At 74.9% G+C, this 15,846-nt stretch carries 18 protein-coding genes; all 18 read left to right on the plus strand.

What is annotated here, in order from left to right; genetic code table 11:
- Nucleotides 1–1,116 (plus strand): AAA family ATPase (locus tag JZ5iCDA_RS09885; protein WP_171905341.1); only part of this gene is annotated, 1,116 nt, incomplete at its 5' end.
- A 78-nt stretch (nt 1,117–1,194) separates the two neighbouring features.
- Nucleotides 1,195–1,632, plus strand: coding sequence for a hypothetical protein (locus JZ5iCDA_RS09890; protein ID WP_139123058.1), 438 nt, complete (start codon nt 1,195–1,197; stop codon nt 1,630–1,632).
- A gap of 78 nt (nt 1,633–1,710) precedes the next feature.
- Complete coding sequence (gene ftsY / locus JZ5iCDA_RS09895; RefSeq protein WP_069387019.1) at nt 1,711–2,889, plus strand: signal recognition particle-docking protein FtsY; 1,179 nt, start codon at nt 1,711–1,713, stop codon at nt 2,887–2,889.
- A 215-nt stretch (nt 2,890–3,104) separates the two neighbouring features.
- Entirely contained in the window at nt 3,105–4,418 is a 1,314-nt protein-coding gene (locus JZ5iCDA_RS09900) for an ammonium transporter (RefSeq protein ID WP_069387020.1), read from the plus strand.
- Complete coding sequence (locus JZ5iCDA_RS09905; RefSeq protein WP_069387021.1) at nt 4,415–4,753, plus strand: P-II family nitrogen regulator; 339 nt, start codon at nt 4,415–4,417, stop codon at nt 4,751–4,753. The genes JZ5iCDA_RS09900 and JZ5iCDA_RS09905 overlap by 4 nt, the downstream gene beginning before the upstream one ends.
- A 16-nt stretch (nt 4,754–4,769) precedes the next feature.
- Nucleotides 4,770–6,587: a [protein-PII] uridylyltransferase gene (locus JZ5iCDA_RS09910; protein WP_069387022.1), complete on the plus strand. Its 1,818-nt coding sequence runs from the start codon at nt 4,770–4,772 to the stop codon at nt 6,585–6,587.
- 107 nt (nt 6,588–6,694) lie between these two features.
- Nucleotides 6,695–8,305 (plus strand): signal recognition particle protein, encoded by a 1,611-nt coding sequence (gene ffh / locus JZ5iCDA_RS09915; RefSeq protein ID WP_069387023.1) that lies wholly within the window; start codon nt 6,695–6,697, stop codon nt 8,303–8,305.
- A 40-nt stretch (nt 8,306–8,345) separates the two neighbouring features.
- Nucleotides 8,346–9,473, plus strand: coding sequence for an amidohydrolase family protein (locus JZ5iCDA_RS09920; protein ID WP_069387024.1), 1,128 nt, complete (start codon nt 8,346–8,348; stop codon nt 9,471–9,473).
- A gap of 189 nt (nt 9,474–9,662) precedes the next feature.
- Complete coding sequence (gene rpsP, locus JZ5iCDA_RS09925; RefSeq protein WP_069387025.1) at nt 9,663–10,097, plus strand: 30S ribosomal protein S16; 435 nt, start codon at nt 9,663–9,665, stop codon at nt 10,095–10,097.
- On the plus strand, nt 10,097–10,336 hold the full coding sequence (locus JZ5iCDA_RS09930) for an RNA-binding protein (protein WP_069387026.1): 240 nt from the start codon (nt 10,097–10,099) through the stop codon (nt 10,334–10,336). Before rpsP ends, JZ5iCDA_RS09930 begins: the two co-directional genes overlap by 1 nt.
- A gap of 146 nt (nt 10,337–10,482) precedes the next feature.
- Nucleotides 10,483–11,022, plus strand: coding sequence for a ribosome maturation factor RimM (rimM, locus tag JZ5iCDA_RS09935; RefSeq protein WP_069387027.1), 540 nt, complete (start codon nt 10,483–10,485; stop codon nt 11,020–11,022).
- A gap of 1 nt (nt 11,023) precedes the next feature.
- Nucleotides 11,024–11,917 (plus strand): tRNA (guanosine(37)-N1)-methyltransferase TrmD, encoded by an 894-nt coding sequence (trmD, locus tag JZ5iCDA_RS09940; RefSeq protein WP_069387028.1) that lies wholly within the window; start codon nt 11,024–11,026, stop codon nt 11,915–11,917.
- Nucleotides 11,918–12,120: 203 nt separating this feature from the next.
- The gene (gene rplS, locus JZ5iCDA_RS09945) at nt 12,121–12,480 is read left to right on the plus strand and encodes a 50S ribosomal protein L19 (RefSeq protein ID WP_069387031.1); all 360 of its coding nucleotides are present in this window, start codon (nt 12,121–12,123) and stop codon (nt 12,478–12,480) included.
- A gap of 134 nt (nt 12,481–12,614) precedes the next feature.
- The gene (gene lepB / locus JZ5iCDA_RS09950) at nt 12,615–13,430 is read left to right on the plus strand and encodes a signal peptidase I (protein WP_069387029.1); all 816 of its coding nucleotides are present in this window, start codon (nt 12,615–12,617) and stop codon (nt 13,428–13,430) included.
- On the plus strand, nt 13,427–14,395 hold the full coding sequence (locus JZ5iCDA_RS09955; RefSeq protein ID WP_366246665.1) for a ribonuclease HII: 969 nt from the start codon (nt 13,427–13,429) through the stop codon (nt 14,393–14,395). The genes lepB and JZ5iCDA_RS09955 overlap by 4 nt, the downstream gene beginning before the upstream one ends.
- A 37-nt stretch (nt 14,396–14,432) precedes the next feature.
- Nucleotides 14,433–14,732 (plus strand): DUF2469 domain-containing protein, encoded by a 300-nt coding sequence (locus JZ5iCDA_RS09960; RefSeq protein WP_024840525.1) that lies wholly within the window; start codon nt 14,433–14,435, stop codon nt 14,730–14,732.
- 225 nt (nt 14,733–14,957) lie between these two features.
- Entirely contained in the window at nt 14,958–15,317 is a 360-nt protein-coding gene (locus JZ5iCDA_RS09965) for a YraN family protein (protein ID WP_069387030.1), read from the plus strand.
- Nucleotides 15,317–15,846: magnesium chelatase domain-containing protein (locus JZ5iCDA_RS09970; protein WP_290438810.1), on the plus strand; the 530-nt coding region annotated here is incomplete at its 3' end. The genes JZ5iCDA_RS09965 and JZ5iCDA_RS09970, both read left to right, overlap by 1 nt.

Raw genomic sequence — 15,846 nt, forward strand, 5'->3', positions numbered from 1 at the left:
GCGGCCCGCCGCGAGGCCGCCCGCGTGCGGCAGGCCGCGCGGGCCTCGGCCGTGCGTGACGGCGCCGCGCGCGCCCTCACGACGCTGGAGCGGTCCCTCGCCCGGGCCGGCGCGGAGCGGGACGCGGCCGAGACCGCGCGCGCCGAGCACGACGCCGCCGTCACCGCCGCGCGCGCCCGCGTCGACGAGCTGTCGACCCGGCTGCGGGAGCTGACCGACGTCGCGCACCGGGACGAGGTCGCCCGCGCCCAGCAGCAGCTGCGCATCGAACAGCTCCAGGCACGCAGCGTCGAGGAGCTCGGGATGGACCCCGCCGTCCTCGTCGAGGAGTTCGGGCCCCACCGGCCCGTCCCTGTGATGTCCCCCGTGACGTCGTCGGCCTCCGGCGACGGCACCACGCCGGACGAGGGCGCCACCGACGACGTGCGCACGGTGCCGTACGACCGCGCCGCGCAGGAGAAGCGGCTCAAGGCCGCCGAGCGCGACCTGTCCCGGCTCGGCAAGGTGAACCCGCTCGCGCTCGAGGAGTTCGCGGCGCTCGAGGAGCGGCACAAGTTCCTCGCGGACCAGCTCGCCGACCTCAAGAAGTCCCGGGCCGACCTGCTCGAGATCGTCCGGGAGATCGACGAGCGCGTCGAGCGCGTGTTCGCCGACGCCTACCGCGACACCGCCGAGCAGTTCGAGCGCGTCTTCGCGCGCATGTTCCCCGGCGGCGAGGGGCGGCTCGTGCTCACCGACCCCGACGACCTCCTGACGACCGGCATCGAGGTCGAGGCCCGCCCGGCCGGCAAGAAGGTCAAGCGGCTCTCGCTGCTCTCCGGCGGCGAGCGCTCGCTGACCGCCGTCGCGCTGCTCGTCGCGATCTTCAAGGCGCGCCCGTCGCCGTTCTACGTCATGGACGAGGTCGAGGCCGCGCTCGACGACGTCAACCTCGGCCGCCTGCTCGAGATCTTCCGCGAGCTGCAGGAGGACTCCCAGCTCATCGTCATCACGCACCAGAAGCGCACGATGGAGATCGCGGACGCGCTGTACGGGGTGACGATGCGCGGCGACGGCGTCACGACCGTCATCAGCCAGCGCCTGCGGGAGGCGCACGAGCAGCCCGTGCCGGCCTGACCCCGGGTCCGCCGACCCTGCTCGCTCTCCGGTACCGAGGTCCCGGATCGCTGCGATTCCAGGCCTTGTGAAGATGTGGTGGCGATCGGCGACCGCGCCGCACGCCGGCTCGACGCGGTCGACCGGCTGCGGATACTGGTCCACATGGTGTGGATGGTCGTGTGGGTCGCGTTCACCCTCGGCGCAGCCGCGGTGGTGTTCCTCTTCGCGAGCGTCGTCGCCCGGTCGGAGTCGCCGTCGCCGGAGGACCAGGGACTGCGCGCCTTCTGGCGGGACTTCCGCTCGGGGCTGCGGCACGGGCGCCGCCGCGAGGCGGCCGGGGCCGCGCACGTGGGTCCCGCGCACCCCCCGCGGCCCGTCGACACGAGCATGGACGAGTTCTTCGCCGCGACCGAGGTGAGCACGCCCGCGTACGTCGACGCCGAGGAGCTCGGCGAGGTGCTGCACCGCGCGCGCGAGCGGGCCGTGCAGCCGCTGCACCGCCACGGCGCGCGCCTGCGCGGCCCCGGCGCCTGAGCGCACGCCGCCCGAGCGCACGACCACGGCTTCCCGCCACGGCGCGAGCCCCGACCCGCCGTCTGAGAGACTGCCCGCGTGAACGACCTCGCACTCGTGTGGATCATCCTCGGCGTCCTGCTCCTCGCCGGCCTCGTCACCGCCGGCACGACGACCGTCCGGCGACGGCGTCGCGGCGCCCCGGGTCCCACCGTCCCGCGCGGCACGACGACGACCACCGTGCCGGGGGCGGCCGCGCCCGACGTGCTCGTCGAGGAGGCGCCGGAAACCCTCGAGGGCGGCGTCGAGGTCGCGCCGCCGCCGACGGTCGAGCGGCCCGAGCCCGTCGGCGGGCGCCTCGTGCGCCTGCGCGACCGCCTCGCGCGCTCCGGCTCGCCGCTGGGCGCCCGGCTGCTCAGCGTGCTCTCTCGCGACCACCTGTCCGAGGACGACTGGGACGAGCTGGAGGAGACGCTCCTGCTCGCCGACGTGGGCGCCGGCCCGGCGAGCGAGCTCATCGAGTCGCTGCGCACGCGCGTGCGCGTCCTCGGCGTGCGCGACCCGCAGAGCGTGCGCGCCCTGCTCCGCGAGGAGCTCGTCGCGCTCGTCGACCCGACGCTCGACCGCAGCCTCTCGACGACGCCGAGCGTCGGCGAGTCCGGGCCCGTCCCCGCCGTCGTGCTGGTCGTCGGCGTCAACGGCACGGGCAAGACGACGACCGTCGGCAAGCTCGCGCGCGTGCTCGTCGCCGAGGACCGCAGCGTCGTGCTCGGCGCCGCCGACACGTTCCGCGCCGCGGCGGCGGACCAGCTCGAGACGTGGGGATCGCGCGTCGGCGTGCCGACCGTCCGGGCCGACCGCGACGGCGCCGACCCGGCCGCGGTCGCGTTCGACGCCGTGCGGCGCGGCCGCAGCGAGAACGTCGACGTCGTGCTCGTCGACACGGCTGGGCGCCTGCAGAACAAGGCCGGCCTCATGGACGAGCTGGGCAAGATCCGGCGCGTCATCACGAAGGAGGCGCCCCTGTCGGAGGTGCTCCTCGTGCTCGACGCCACGACGGGGCAGAACGGCCTCAACCAGGCACGCGTCTTCGGCGAGGTCGCGGGCGTCACGGGGATCGTGCTGACGAAGCTCGACGGCACGGCGCGCGGCGGCATCGTCGTGGCCGTCCAGCGCGAGCTGGGCGTGCCGGTCAAGCTCGTCGGGCTGGGGGAGGGCCCCGACGACCTCGCCCCCTTCGACCCCGAGCAGTTCGTCGACGGCCTCCTGGGAGAGTGACCCGCCGTCCGGCCGTGATCACGGCACGATCACGGCGGGGTCACGGCCGGATCACGGCGCGGCCCCCGCGGCCCGCGCCGGGGGCCGCGAAACGGAAGGTTTACCCCGGACGCGCGCTTGTCACATCCCCGTAACACGCCGACAGCGCCGGTGAAACCCGCCGCCACCAACGTTGTCCCCGACCGGCCGCCCGGCTGGCGAGGGGAGATGATCCGATGGAGTGGGACACCGGGGCAACCGCGTGGATGCTGATCTCAGCGTCCCTCGTGCTCCTGATGACGCCCGGACTGGCGTTCTTCTACGGCGGCATGGTCCGCGCCAAGTCCGTGCTCAACATGATGATGATGTCGTTCGGGGCCTTGGCCGTGGTCGGCGTCGTCTACGTGCTGTGGGGCTGGTCGATGTCCTACGGCGAGGCGGGCACCGGGGGGCTGTTCGCCAACCCGTTCGCGCAGTTCGGCCTCAAGGACGCGATCACCAACCCCGACGGCAGCGCCGTCGCGAGCACGCTCGGCAACTACCCGAACATCGTCGACGTCGCGTTCCAGGTGACGTTCGCGATGATCACGGTCGCGCTGATCTCCGGCGCGCTGGCCGACCGCGTCAAGTTCGGCACGTGGATGGCGTTCGTCGCGGTCTGGGTCACGGTCGCCTACTTCCCGATGGCGCACATGGTCTGGGGCGGCGGCTTCCTCTCCGGCAACGAGAACGGCCTCGCCGCGATGGTGTTCGGCACGACCGACGGCGCCGCGACCGTCGCGCCGATCGACTTCGCCGGCGGCACGGTCGTGCACATCAACGCCGGCATCGCGGCGCTCGTGCTCGCGCTCATCATCGGCAAGCGCAAGGGCTTCGGCACCGAGCCGATGCGCCCGCACAACCTCCCGTTCGTCATGCTCGGCGCGGCGCTGCTGTGGTTCGGCTGGTTCGGCTTCAACGCGGGCTCCGCGTTCGGGGCGAACGAGACCGCGGGCCTCGCGTGGGTCAACACGACGAGCGCCACCGCCGCGGGCATCATCGGCTGGCTCGTCACCGAGAAGATCCGCGACGGGCACGCCACGTCCCTCGGCGCCGCGTCCGGCGTCGTCGCGGGCCTCGTCGCCATCACCCCGGCGGCCGGCGCGCTCAACCCGGTCACGTCGATCGTCCTCGGCGTCGTCGCCGGTGCGCTCAGCGCCCTCGCGGTCGGCCTGAAGTACAGGCTCGGCTACGACGACTCCCTCGACGTCGTCGGCGTCCACCTCGTGTCCGGCCTCTGGGGCACCGTGGCCATCGGCTTCCTCGCCAGCGACACGGGCCTGTTCTTCGGCGGCGGCGCGCAGCAGCTCGTCGTGCAGGTGCTCATCGCGCTCGTCGCGATCGTCTTCACCGGGCTCGTGACGCTCGTCATCGGGTTCGTCCTCAAGCTCACGCTCGGCTGGCGGGTCAGCGAGGACGCCGAGGTCGGGGGCATCGACCTCGCGGTGCACGGCGAGACCGCGTACGAGACCGTCCAGCAGGGCAGCGTCATCAAGGAGGTGCGGGCATGAAGCTCGTCACGGGAATCATCCAGCCGCACCGTCTCGACGACGTGAAGTCGGCGCTCGAGGCCGCGGGCGTGCGCGGCATGACGGTCAGCGAGGCCAGCGGCTACGGCCGCCAGAAGGGCCACACCGAGGTCTACCGCGGCGCCGAGTACACGGTCGACCTGGTCCCGAAGGTGCGCATCGAGGTCCTCGTCGACGACGCCGACGCGGTCGCGGTCACCGAGGCGATCGTCAAGGCGGCCCAGACCGGCAAGATCGGCGACGGCAAGGTCTGGACCGTCCCGGTCGAGGACGTCGCCCGGGTGCGCACGGGCGAGCACGGCCCCGGCGCCCTCTGAGGCGGCGGACGCACGCATGACGGACCACGCCTCGTCCCCCGCGGGCAGCGGGGGCGGGCCGGCGGACCGGACGGAGGTCCCGCACCCCGACGGGGTGCGGGACCTCCGCGCTCGGACGCTGGACCTCGCCCGGTCCCTCAGCGGCCGCGGCCGCAGCGGCGTCGCACGCCGCGCGGCCGTCGTCGACCTCGTCACCACGAGCCTCGCGACGCTCTGGCAGGAGGCGACCGACGACGTCCCGCCGGACGGCATCGCGCTCGCCGCCGTGGGCAGCCTCGGCCGCGGCGACCTCGGCCCGGTGAGCGACCTCGACCTCGTGCTCGTCCACAACGGGCGCAGCCACACCGCCGAGGAGGTCGCTCAGGTCGCCGCGCGGCTGTGGTACCCGCTGTGGGACGCCGGCGTCGACCTCGACCACGCGGTGCGCTCGCTCGCCCAGTGCCGCCAGGTCGCGTCGAAGGACGTCCCGGCCGCGGTGGGCTGGCTCGACGTCCGGGCGGTGGCCGGGGACGCCGTCGTCGTGCACCGCGCGTCGTCGGCCGTGCTCACCGACTGGCGCTCGGCGTCGCGCCGTCGTCTCCCCGAGCTCCTGTCGTCGACGCGCGAGCGCGCCGAGCGCTCGGGCGAGCTCGCCTACCTCGTCGAGCCCGACCTCAAGGAGGCGCGCGGCGGCATCCGCGACGCGGTCGTCCTGTCGGCGCTCGCCGCGACGTGGCTGACCGACCGGCCGCACGGGCCGGTCGACCGTGCCTACGCGCACCTGCTCGACGTGCGCGACACGCTCCAGGTCGTCACCGGCCGGCGCGGCAGCCGGCTGCTCCTCGCGGACCTCGACGAGGTCGCCGACCTCTCGGGGTTCGACGACCCGGACGAGCTGCTCGCGAGCCTCGCCGAGGCCGGGCGCGAGATCTCGTACGCCCTCGACACGACGGTGCGCCGGGCGCGCCAGGCGCTCCAGCGGCCGTCGGTGTCGCGGCGCCCGGTGCTCGTGCGCGGCCGGCGCGCCGCCCCGCGCCTGCGACCGGCGGGGGACGGGCTCGTCGAGCACGACGGTGAGCTCGTGCTCGCGGTCGACGCGCACCCGGAGTCGGACCCGCTGCTGTCGCTGCGCGCGGCCGCCACCGCGGCACGCACGGGCCTGACGCTCTCGCCGGTCTCCGTCGCGAGCCTCGCGCGGTGCCCGCCGCTGCCCGAGCCGTGGCCGAGGCCGGCGCGCGCCGCGTTCCTGTCCCTCCTCGGCTCCGGCCAGGCGCAGGTCGCCGTCTGGGAGGCGCTCGACCTCGCGGGCGTCGTCACGACGTGGATCCCCGAGTGGGCGGGCGTGCGCAACCGGCCGCAGCGCGCGGCCGTCCACCGGCACACCGTCGACCGGCACCTCGTCGAGGTCGTCGCGCGCGCCGCGCGCGAGCGCCGGCACGTCGAGCGCGGGGACCTCCTCCTGCTGTCCGCGGTGCTGCACGACGTCGGCAAGCGCGCGGGCGCGGCCGACCACTCCGTCGAGGGCGCGCGGCTCGTGCCCGCGATCCTGCGGCGCATGGGCTTCGACGAGGACGTCGTGACGGACGTCGCGCGCCTCGTGCGCCACCACCTCACCCTGTCGCGGCTCGCCGTCGGCGCGGACCCCGAGGACCCGGCGACCGTGGCCGAGCTCGCCGAGGCCGTCGACCACCGCGTCGAGCTGCTCGAGGTGCTGCGCGCCCTCACCGAGGCCGACGCCTCCTCGCTGCGCCCCGGGGCGTGGACGGCGTGGCGCGCCCGGCTCGTCGACGACCTCGTGGGCACGACGGCGCACGCGCTGCGGGCCGGGGCCGGGGAGGCGGGCGCCGCCGGGTAGGCTAGACGCTCGCGGACGCGCAGGTGCGCGGCCCCTCCTCGACCGAGGCCGGGCCGGTGGCGCGCAGGCTCCGCACGAGACGACCGGCGACTGATGAGGATGACGCGGTGTTCAACACGCTGTCGGACCGACTGACCTCGACCTTCAAGAACCTGCGGGCGAAGGGTCGGCTGTCGGAGGCGGACATCGACGCGACGATCCGCGAGATCCGTCGCGCGCTGCTCGACGCCGACGTCGCGGTGCCCGTCGTGCGCGAGTTCACCGGCACGGTGCGCGAGCGCGCGCTGTCGGCCGAGGTGTCCGGCGCGCTCAACCCCGCGCAGCAGGTCGTCAAGATCGTCAACGAGGAGCTCGTGGCGATCCTCGGCGGCGAGAGCCGCGGGCTGCGGTTCGCGAAGAACCCGCCGACGGTCATCATGCTCGCGGGCCTCCAGGGTGCGGGGAAGACCACCCTCGCGGGCAAGCTCGCGCTGCACCTGCGCGAGCAGGGCCACACGCCGCTGCTCGTCGCGGCCGACCTCCAGCGCCCCAACGCGGTCACGCAGCTGTCGGTCGTCGCCGAGCGCGCCGGCGTCCCGGTGTTCGCGCCCCACCCCGGCAACCAGAGCGGCGTCGAGGTCGACGACGTCATCGGCGACCCGGTCTCCGTCGCGCGCGACGGCCTGGAGACGGCCCGCCGGCGCGAGCACGACGTCGTCATCGTCGACACCGCCGGCCGGCTCGGTCTCGACTCCGTGCTCATGCAGCAGGCCGCGGACATCCGCGACGCGGTGAGCCCGGACGAGATCCTCTTCGTCATCGACGCGATGATCGGCCAGGACGCCGTCGCCACGGCCAAGGCCTTCGAGGAGGGCGTCGACTTCACGGGCGTCGTGCTCACGAAGCTCGACGGCGACGCGCGCGGTGGTGCCGCGCTGTCCGTCACGGGCGTCACGGGGCGCCCCATCCTCTTCGCGTCGACGGGCGAGAAGCTCACCGACTTCGAGGCGTTCCACCCCGACCGCATGGCGTCGCGCATCCTCGACATGGGCGACGTCCTCACGCTCATCGAGCAGGCCGAGAAGGCGTTCGACGCCGAGCAGGCCGCGAAGATGGCGGAGAAGCTCGAGTCCGGCCAGGACTTCACGCTCGCGGACTTCCTGGTGCAGATGCAGCAGATGAAGAACATGGGCTCGATGAAGAAGATGCTCGGGATGCTGCCGGGCATGGGCCAGATGCGCGAGGCGCTCGAGAACTTCGACGAGCGCGAGGTCGACCGCATCGAGGCCATCATCCGGTCGATGACCCCGGCGGAGCGGGAGAACCCGAAGATCATCAACGGCTCGCGCCGGGCACGCATCGCGCGCGGATCCGGTCGCACGACCGCCGACGTCAACCAGCTCCTCGAGCGGTTCGCGGGCGCGCAGAAGATGATGCGCCAGATGGGCAAGGGCGGCGGCATGCCGGGCATGCCCGGCATGGGCAACCTCCCCGGGATGGGCGGCAAGAAGTCGCGCGGGCGCCAGGCGCCGCAGCGCAAGGTCAAGGGCAAGTCGGGCAACCCGGCGAAGCGCGCCGCGCAGGAGCGCGCCGCCGCCGCGCGCGCGGCGGGCGAGCTGCCGCGCCCGTCGACCCCGGCGGGGTCGTCGTTCGGCGTCGGCCGCGGGGCCGACCAGGCGCCGCAGACGCCGGACGACCTGCAGCTCCCTCCCGGGTTCGAGAAGCTCCTCGGCCGCTGACGCCGCTTCCCACGCACGCCGAGTCCCTGCCGGGAGCAACATGTCCGCGCTCGAAGGTCCCTCCCTGCACGTCCGCGGCCGCGTCGTCGTCGGCGACGACCAGGAGGTCGGCGACCTGTGGGTCAAGGACGGCCGGGTCAGCCTGACGCGCCCGTCCGCGCAGGGCACCAACATGGTCGAGCTCGAGGGCTGGGTGCTGCCCGGTCTGGTGGACGTCCACTGCCACATCGGGCTCGGCGCGGACGGCGCCGTGGACGCCGCGACGGCGCAGGAGCAGGCTCTTGCCGACCGGGACAGCGGCGTCCTGCTCGTCCGCGACGCCGGGTCGCCGGCGGACACGCGGTGGGTGCAGTCCCGGGACGACCTCCCGCGGCTCGTGCGTGCCGGGCAGCACCTCGCCCGGCCCAAGCGGTACCTGCGCCACTACGGCCTCGAGCTCGACGACGTCGCGCAGCTGCCCGAGGCGGTCCGGCGCGAGGCGCGCGCGGGGGACGGGTGGGTCAAGCTCGTCGGCGACTGGATCGACCGCGACCTCGGGCCCGAGGGCGACCTGCGCCCGCTGTGGCCGGACGACGTGCTCGCCGAGGCGGTGGCAGTCGCGCACGCCGAGGCGGCGCGCGTCACCGTGCACGCGTTCTCCGAGGAGGTCGTCCCGTCGCTCCTCGCCGCCGGGGTCGACGGCATCGAGCACGGGACCGGCATCCGCCCCGAGCTCATGGCCGAGGTCGCCGAGCGGGGCGTCACCGTGACCCCGACGCTCCTGCAGGTGGGGCGGTTCGAGGAGATCGCCCGGCAGGCCGACGGCCGGTACCCGAGGTTCGCAGAGCGCATGCGTCGCCTGCACGCGCGCCGCCACGAGCAGGCGCGCGCCCTCCACGAGGCGGGCGTGCCGCTCCTCGTGGGCACGGACGCGGGCGGCACGATCGGGCACGGACGCATCGCCGACGAGTGCGAGGAGCTGGTCGCGGCCGGCATCCCGCCGGCGGACGTCGTCGCGGCGGCGAGCTGGCGGGGGCGGGCGCACCTCGGCTTCACGTCGCTCGTCGAGGGCGCGTCCGCGGACTTCGTCGTGTACCCCGCCGACCCACGGCTCGACGTGGGCGTGCTGCGCGCGCCGACCGCCGTCGTGCTGCGGGGACGGGTCGTCGCGCCGGCGTCGCAGCCCTGACGCGTCCCGGCCGGCCGGGCTGTCGCCGGGCGGCTTGGTCGCGCCGCCGCCGGTCTGGCACAATGTCCCGGTACTCGGCATGCCCGGCCCCTCTCACCGTGCCTGTCGCGTCCTGAGCCCCTCGGCCGTCCTGGCCCCACCGGGACGCGTGCGGGCTCGCCCACACCAGAACCAGGAGTGACCACCACTGTGGCCGTCAAGATTCGTCTGAAGCGTCTCGGCAAGATCCGTGCGCCGTACTACCGTGTCGTCGTCGCCGACTCGCGCACCAAGCGCGACGGTCGCGTGATCGAGGAGATCGGCAAGTACCACCCCACCGAGGAGCCCTCGTTCATCGAGATCACCTCGGACCGCGCGCAGTACTGGCTCGGCGTCGGCGCGCAGCCGTCCGAGCAGGTCCTCGCGCTCCTGAAGATCACCGGCGACTGGCAGAAGTTCAAGGGGCTCCCGGGCGCCGAGGGCACGCTGAAGGTCAAGGGCGAGAAGGCCGACGCCACCGCGGCGATCGAGGCCGCCGCCGCCGACGCCGAGAAGATCAAGGCCAAGGCCGCGGAGAAGAAGGCGGAGGCGCCCGCCGAGGCCGCCGAGTCCGACGACACCGCGTCGAGCGACGAGCAGGCCTGATGCTCGCGGACGCCCTCGAGCACCTCGTGCGCGGCATCGTGGACAACCCGGACGACGTCCGGGTGAGCGCCAGGACGCTGCGCCGCGGTGACCTGCTCGAGGTGCGGGTGCACCCCGACGACCTCGGCCGCGTCATCGGCCGGGGCGGTCGCACGGCCCGCGCGCTGCGCACCGTGGTCGGGGCGCTCGCGACCGACGGGCCGGTGCGGGTCGACGTCGTCGACGTCGACCGCCGCTGAGCGCGTCCACGCAGGACCCGTCCCGCACGGGACACCGAGACCCGGCCCGCCGCCAGGCGGGCCGGGTCTTCTGGCACCCGGGGCACGTCCCGGTGCCCCGGCGCCGCGACCACCGCGGCCGACGACACGACCGGAGGACAACGACGATGCAGCTGACCGTCGCCCGCATCGGCAAGGCGCACGGGCTGCGCGGCGAGGTGGCGCTCGACCTGCGCACCGACGACCCCGAGACGCGGCTCGCCGTCGGCACCGCGCTCCCCACCGAGCCGGCCGACGCCGGTCCGCTCACCGTCGCGTCCGTCCGCGTGCACCAGGGCCGCTGGCTCGTCCGCTTCGAGGGCGTGGCCGACCGCACCGCGGCGGAGGCGCTGCGCGGGACCGAGCTCGTCGTCGACGTCGAGGAGTCCGACGAGGAGGACGCCTGGTACGCCCACGAGCTCGCGGGGCTGCGCGCCGAGTCGACGGACGGCACCGAGCTCGGCCGCGTCGAGGGGCTCGAGGAGGCGCCGGCCCACGACCTGCTCGTGCTGCGCGAGCCGGACGGCACGCGCACGCTCGTCCCGTTCGTCCGCGCGATCGTCCCCGTCGTCGACGTCCCGGGAGGCCGCGTCGTCCTCGACCCGCCCGGGGGCCTGCTCGCCGCGGACGCGGCCCGGCTCGACGTCGCGACGCCCGAGGAGGACTGACGTGCGCGTCGACGTCGTCACGATCTTCCCGGACTACCTCGCCGCGCTCGACCTGTCGCTCGTCGGCAAGGCCCGTGCCGCGGGCATCCTCGACCTGCGCGTGCACGACCTGCGCACGTGGACGAGCGACCGGCACCGCACGGTGGACGACACGCCGTTCGGCGGGGGAGCGGGCATGGTCATGCGCCCCGACGTGTGGGGCCGTGCGATCGACGCGGTGACGGGGCGGGACGGCGGCACCGGCGCCGACGTGGCTCCGGACGCGGGGCCGGACGACGACGCGGCGGCGCACCCGGGCGCGCCGGTGCACCTCGTCGTGCCCACGCCGTCGGGCGCCACGTTCACGCAGCGCACGGCCGAGGAGCTCGCGCGCGAGGAGCACCTCGTCGTCGCGTGCGGGCGGTACGAGGGCATCGACGCGCGCGTCGCGGAGCACTACCGCGCCGCGGGCGTGCGGGTCAGCGAGCTGTCCATCGGCGACTACGTGCTCAACGGGGGCGAGGTCGCCGCCCTGGTCGTGATCGAGGCCGTCGCACGGCTGCTGCCGGGCGTCGTCGGGAACCCGGAGTCGCTCGTCGAGGAGTCGCACGGCGCCGCCGGGCTGCTCGAGTACCCCGTGTACACGAAGCCGCCGACCTGGGCGGACCTGACCGTGCCGGACGTGCTGCTGTCCGGCCACCACGCGCGGATCCACCGGTGGCGCCGCGACGAGGCGCTGCGACGGACCGCCGCCCGCCGGCCCGACATGGTCCGGGCGCTCGAGGTCGCCGCGCTCGACCGCCACGACCTCGAGGTGCTCGCGGAGGCCGGGTGGGGCGTGCGCGACGGCCGTCTCGAGCCCGCCGGGACCGGCGACGCCACCGCGGCCGCCGCTCCCGCGGGAGAGGCCGGCTGAAGCGACGCCGCGCCGGTGTGGCAGAATGGGCCTCCGGTGTGCGCCGACTCCCGGTCTCTGCCACAGGGGACGCCCGGGATGCAAGAGGCACGCGACCGACCGTGCACGACGTGCCGGCAGGTCGCCCACCGTCCTGACGAGAACCGCCCCGGCCCTGCCGGGCACGAGAACGCGTCCGACCTGTGGCGGGCGAGGAGAGCACCATGCACACGCTGGACAGCGTCGACGCGGCATCGCTGCGCACCGACGTCCCGGACTTCCGCCCCGGTGACACGCTCAAGGTCAACGTCAAGGTCGTCGAGGGCAACCGCTCCCGCGTCCAGGCCTTCCAGGGCGTCGTCATCGCGCGCCAGGGCCACGGCGTCCGCGAGACCTTCACGGTCCGCAAGATCAGCTTCGGCGTCGGCGTCGAGCGCACGTTCCCGGTGCACTCGCCCACGATCGAGTCGGTCGAGGTCGTCACCCGCGGTGACGTCCGCCGCGCGAAGCTGTACTACCTGCGCGCGCTGCGCGGCAAGAAGGCGAAGATCAAGGAGAAGCGCGAGACCGCGCCCGCTCGCTGATCGACCCGTGCGCACGGGCGGCCGTCCCCACCCGGGGCGGCCGCCCGTCGTCGTCCGTGGGGCGGTGCCCGGACCGCCCTGCGACGCCCCGTCCCCGTTTCCCGGATGCGCCCCGAAGATGGCATGGTGAACGCGTGACCGACAGCGCCCCCCACAGCGGCCCGCGACCCGACGCGCCGACCCCGCGCGCGTCCGCCGCGGCCGTCGACGCCGCGGGGGACGACGTCCCCGGCGAGGACGGGACGGCGGGGCGCCCCGCCGCCGGCCGGCCGCGCACCCGCAAGCCGTCGCTCCTGCGCGAGACGGCGATCATCGTCGTCAGCGCGCTGGTCCTGTCGCTGCTCATCAAGACCTTCCTCGTCCAGGCCTTCTTCATCCCGAGCGCCTCGATGGAGGACACGCTCGTCGAGGGCGACCGCGTGATGGTGTCGCGGCTGGTCCCGGGCGCGTTCGACGTCCACCGCGGCGACGTCGTGGTCTTCAAGGACCCGGGCGGCTGGCTGCCCCCCGCGGCGCCGCTGGAGGAGAGCGCGTTCGCCGAGGCCGCGCGCGCTGCCCTGACGTTCGTGGGGCTCCTGCCGCAGGACACGGGCGAGCACCTCATCAAGCGCGTCGTCGGCGTCCCCGGCGACCACGTGGTGTGCTGCGACGCCGAGGGCCGTGTCAGCGTCAACGGCGAGCCGATCGACGAGACCTACATCAAGCCGGGCTCGGTGCCGAGCCAGGACCCGTTCGACCGCACCGTCCCGGACGACATGCTGTTCGTCATGGGCGACAACCGCCAGAACTCGCAGGACTCGCGCTACAACACCGGCAAGCCGGGTGGCGGGTACGTCCCGCTGAGCAACGTCGTCGGGACCGCCTTCGTCAAGGTGTGGCCGCTGTCCGACGTCGAGCTGCTGCGCAACCCCGGCGACGTGTTCGCCGACGTGCCCGAGGTGGAGCCGTGACGCTCGACGCCGTGGACGCCGTGGACGCCGTGGACGCCGTGGACGCTGAGGGCGGCCGGGCGGTGCCGCGGGCGCGGCGCGGGTCGCGCAGCACGACGGCGCGTCCGGCCGTGCGGCGACGTCGTCCCGACCTGCGCCAGGAGCGGGCCATGCTGCGCGACGGCGCGCGCCTGGTCGCCGGCATGGACGAGGTCGGCCGGGGAGCGCTCGCCGGCCCCGTGTCCGTCGGTGTCGTCGTCGTGGACCTCGCGACGAAGCCGTGCCCGCCCGGCCTCACCGACTCGAAGCTCCTCACGGCGGCGGCGCGCGAGGCGCTCGTCCCGCTCGCCCGGTCCTGGTGCTGCGCGTGGGCGGTCGGCCACGCCGGCCCGGCCGAGATCGACGCGCACGGCATCATCGGTGCGTTGAGCCTCGCCGGGCGCCGCGCGCTCGCGCAGGTGCGCCGCAGCGTGGGCGACGTCGACGCCGTCCTGCTCGACGGCAAGCACGACTGGCTGAGCCGCCCGGCGGCGGTCGACCTGTTCGAGGCGTTCGACCTCGACCCCCACGGCGAGGACCGCCTGCTCGAGCCGCGGGTGCGCACGCTCGTCAAGGCCGATCTCCAGTGCGCGTCCGTCGCGGCGGCGAGCGTCCTGGCGAAGACCGAGCGCGACGGGCTCATGACGAGCCTCGCCCGGCAGTACCCGGCGTTCGGCTGGGACCAGAACAAGGGGTACGGCGCCTCGACGCACGTCGCGGCGCTGCGCGAGCACGGCCCCACGCCGCAGCACCGGCGCAGCTGGCGTCTGCCGGGCCGCGACGACGACGGCGCGGTGACCGGTCTCGACGACGCGGTCCTCGAGGCCGGGCTCGACGGCGTGGCGCTCGGCGGCGGGACCCTCGTCGACGCGCTCGACGAGGCGACCCTCGTGGACGCGGTCCTCGACGACCTGGAGCTCGACGCGGTGGCGGCGCACCGCGGCTGATCGCCGGTCCTGGGTCGCGATGGTCCATGATGGAGGCGTGAGTGCCGAAGACCTCGAGAACTACGAGACCGAGATGGAGCTCGCGCTCTACCGCGAGTACCGCGACGTGGTCGGCCTCTTCTCGTACGTGGTGGAGACCGAGCGCCGCTTCTACCTGGCGAACCAGGTGGACCTGCAGGTGCGCTCGGCCGCCGGAGAGGTGTACTTCGAGCTGCGCCTCGCGGACGCGTGGGTCTGGGACGTCTACCGCTCCGCACGGTTCGTGAAGTCGGTACGGGTCGTGACGTTCAAGGACGTCAACGTCGAGGAGCTCGCCAAGGCCGAGCTCCAGCTCTGACCCGGGCGCGCCTCTCGGGGCGCCGTGTCCCACCGGGCGCGTCACCGGCGCCTGCCGACGACGCAGTCCGACGACGCAGTCCGACGACGCGATGACGCCGACCGAGCAGGCGCGAGGGCGCTGCCCGTGCACAGGCGCGGACCGTGACGGGCTGTCCCCAGCGACCCGTGCCGGCGTGGCGCGCGCCCGCCGCACGCGCGCACCGTGGGCCGCGGAGGTGAGCCCATGGGAGCGAAGGACGCCGTCGGGCGGTACGGGGAGAAGGTGGCCGCGGCCCACCTGGTCGACGCGGGATGGACCGTGCTCGACCGCAACTGGCGCGGGCACGGCGGCGAGCTCGACGTCGTCGCGCTCGACGGGGACGTGCTCGTCGCCGTCGAGGTCAAGACGCGGCGCGGCACGGCCTACGGCCATCCGGCGCAGGCCGTCACCCCGGCGAAGCTGGCGCGGCTGCGCCGGCTCACGGGGGAGTGGCTCGCGGCGCACGACGTGCGCGCCCGGTCGGTGCGCATCGACGTGGTGGCCGTGGTCGTGCCGCGCGCGGGCGCGGCGCAGGTGGAGCACCTCGCGGGGGTGAGCGCCTGATGGGCCTCGGGACGACCCGCGCGGTCGCGCTCGTCGGTCTCACCGGGCACGTCGTGGAGGTCCAAGCCCACATCGCCGCGTCGGTGCCGGGCTTCGTCCTCGTCGGCCTGCCCGACACGGCGCTGAGCGAGTCGCGCGACCGGGTGCGCGCGGCCGTGGCGTCGTCGGGCCTGACGTGGCCCCAGCGCAAGATCACGGTGAACCTCTCGCCGGCGGCGCTGCCGAAGTCCGGCACGACGTTCGACCTCGCGATCGCGGTGGCGACGCTCGCCGGCGCGCAGGTCCTGCGCGCGACGGACGCCGAGCGCGTCGTGCACCTCGGCGAGCTCGGCCTCGACGGACGGCTGCAGCCCGTGCGCGGCGTGCTGCCGGCGGTCGCGGCCGCGGTCGAGGCCGGCTTCCCCGACGTCGTGGTGCCCGAGGCCGACGTCGCGGAGGCGCGCCTCGTGCCCGGCGCCCGGGTCGTGGGCGCCGCGAGCCTGGCGGACGTCGCCAGGCTGTACGGCGCGGAGCTCGACGAGGGGAGCGG

It is taken from the genome of Cellulosimicrobium cellulans (assembly GCF_001722485.1).
GTDB classification, from domain to species: domain Bacteria; phylum Actinomycetota; class Actinomycetes; order Actinomycetales; family Cellulomonadaceae; genus Cellulosimicrobium; species Cellulosimicrobium cellulans_A.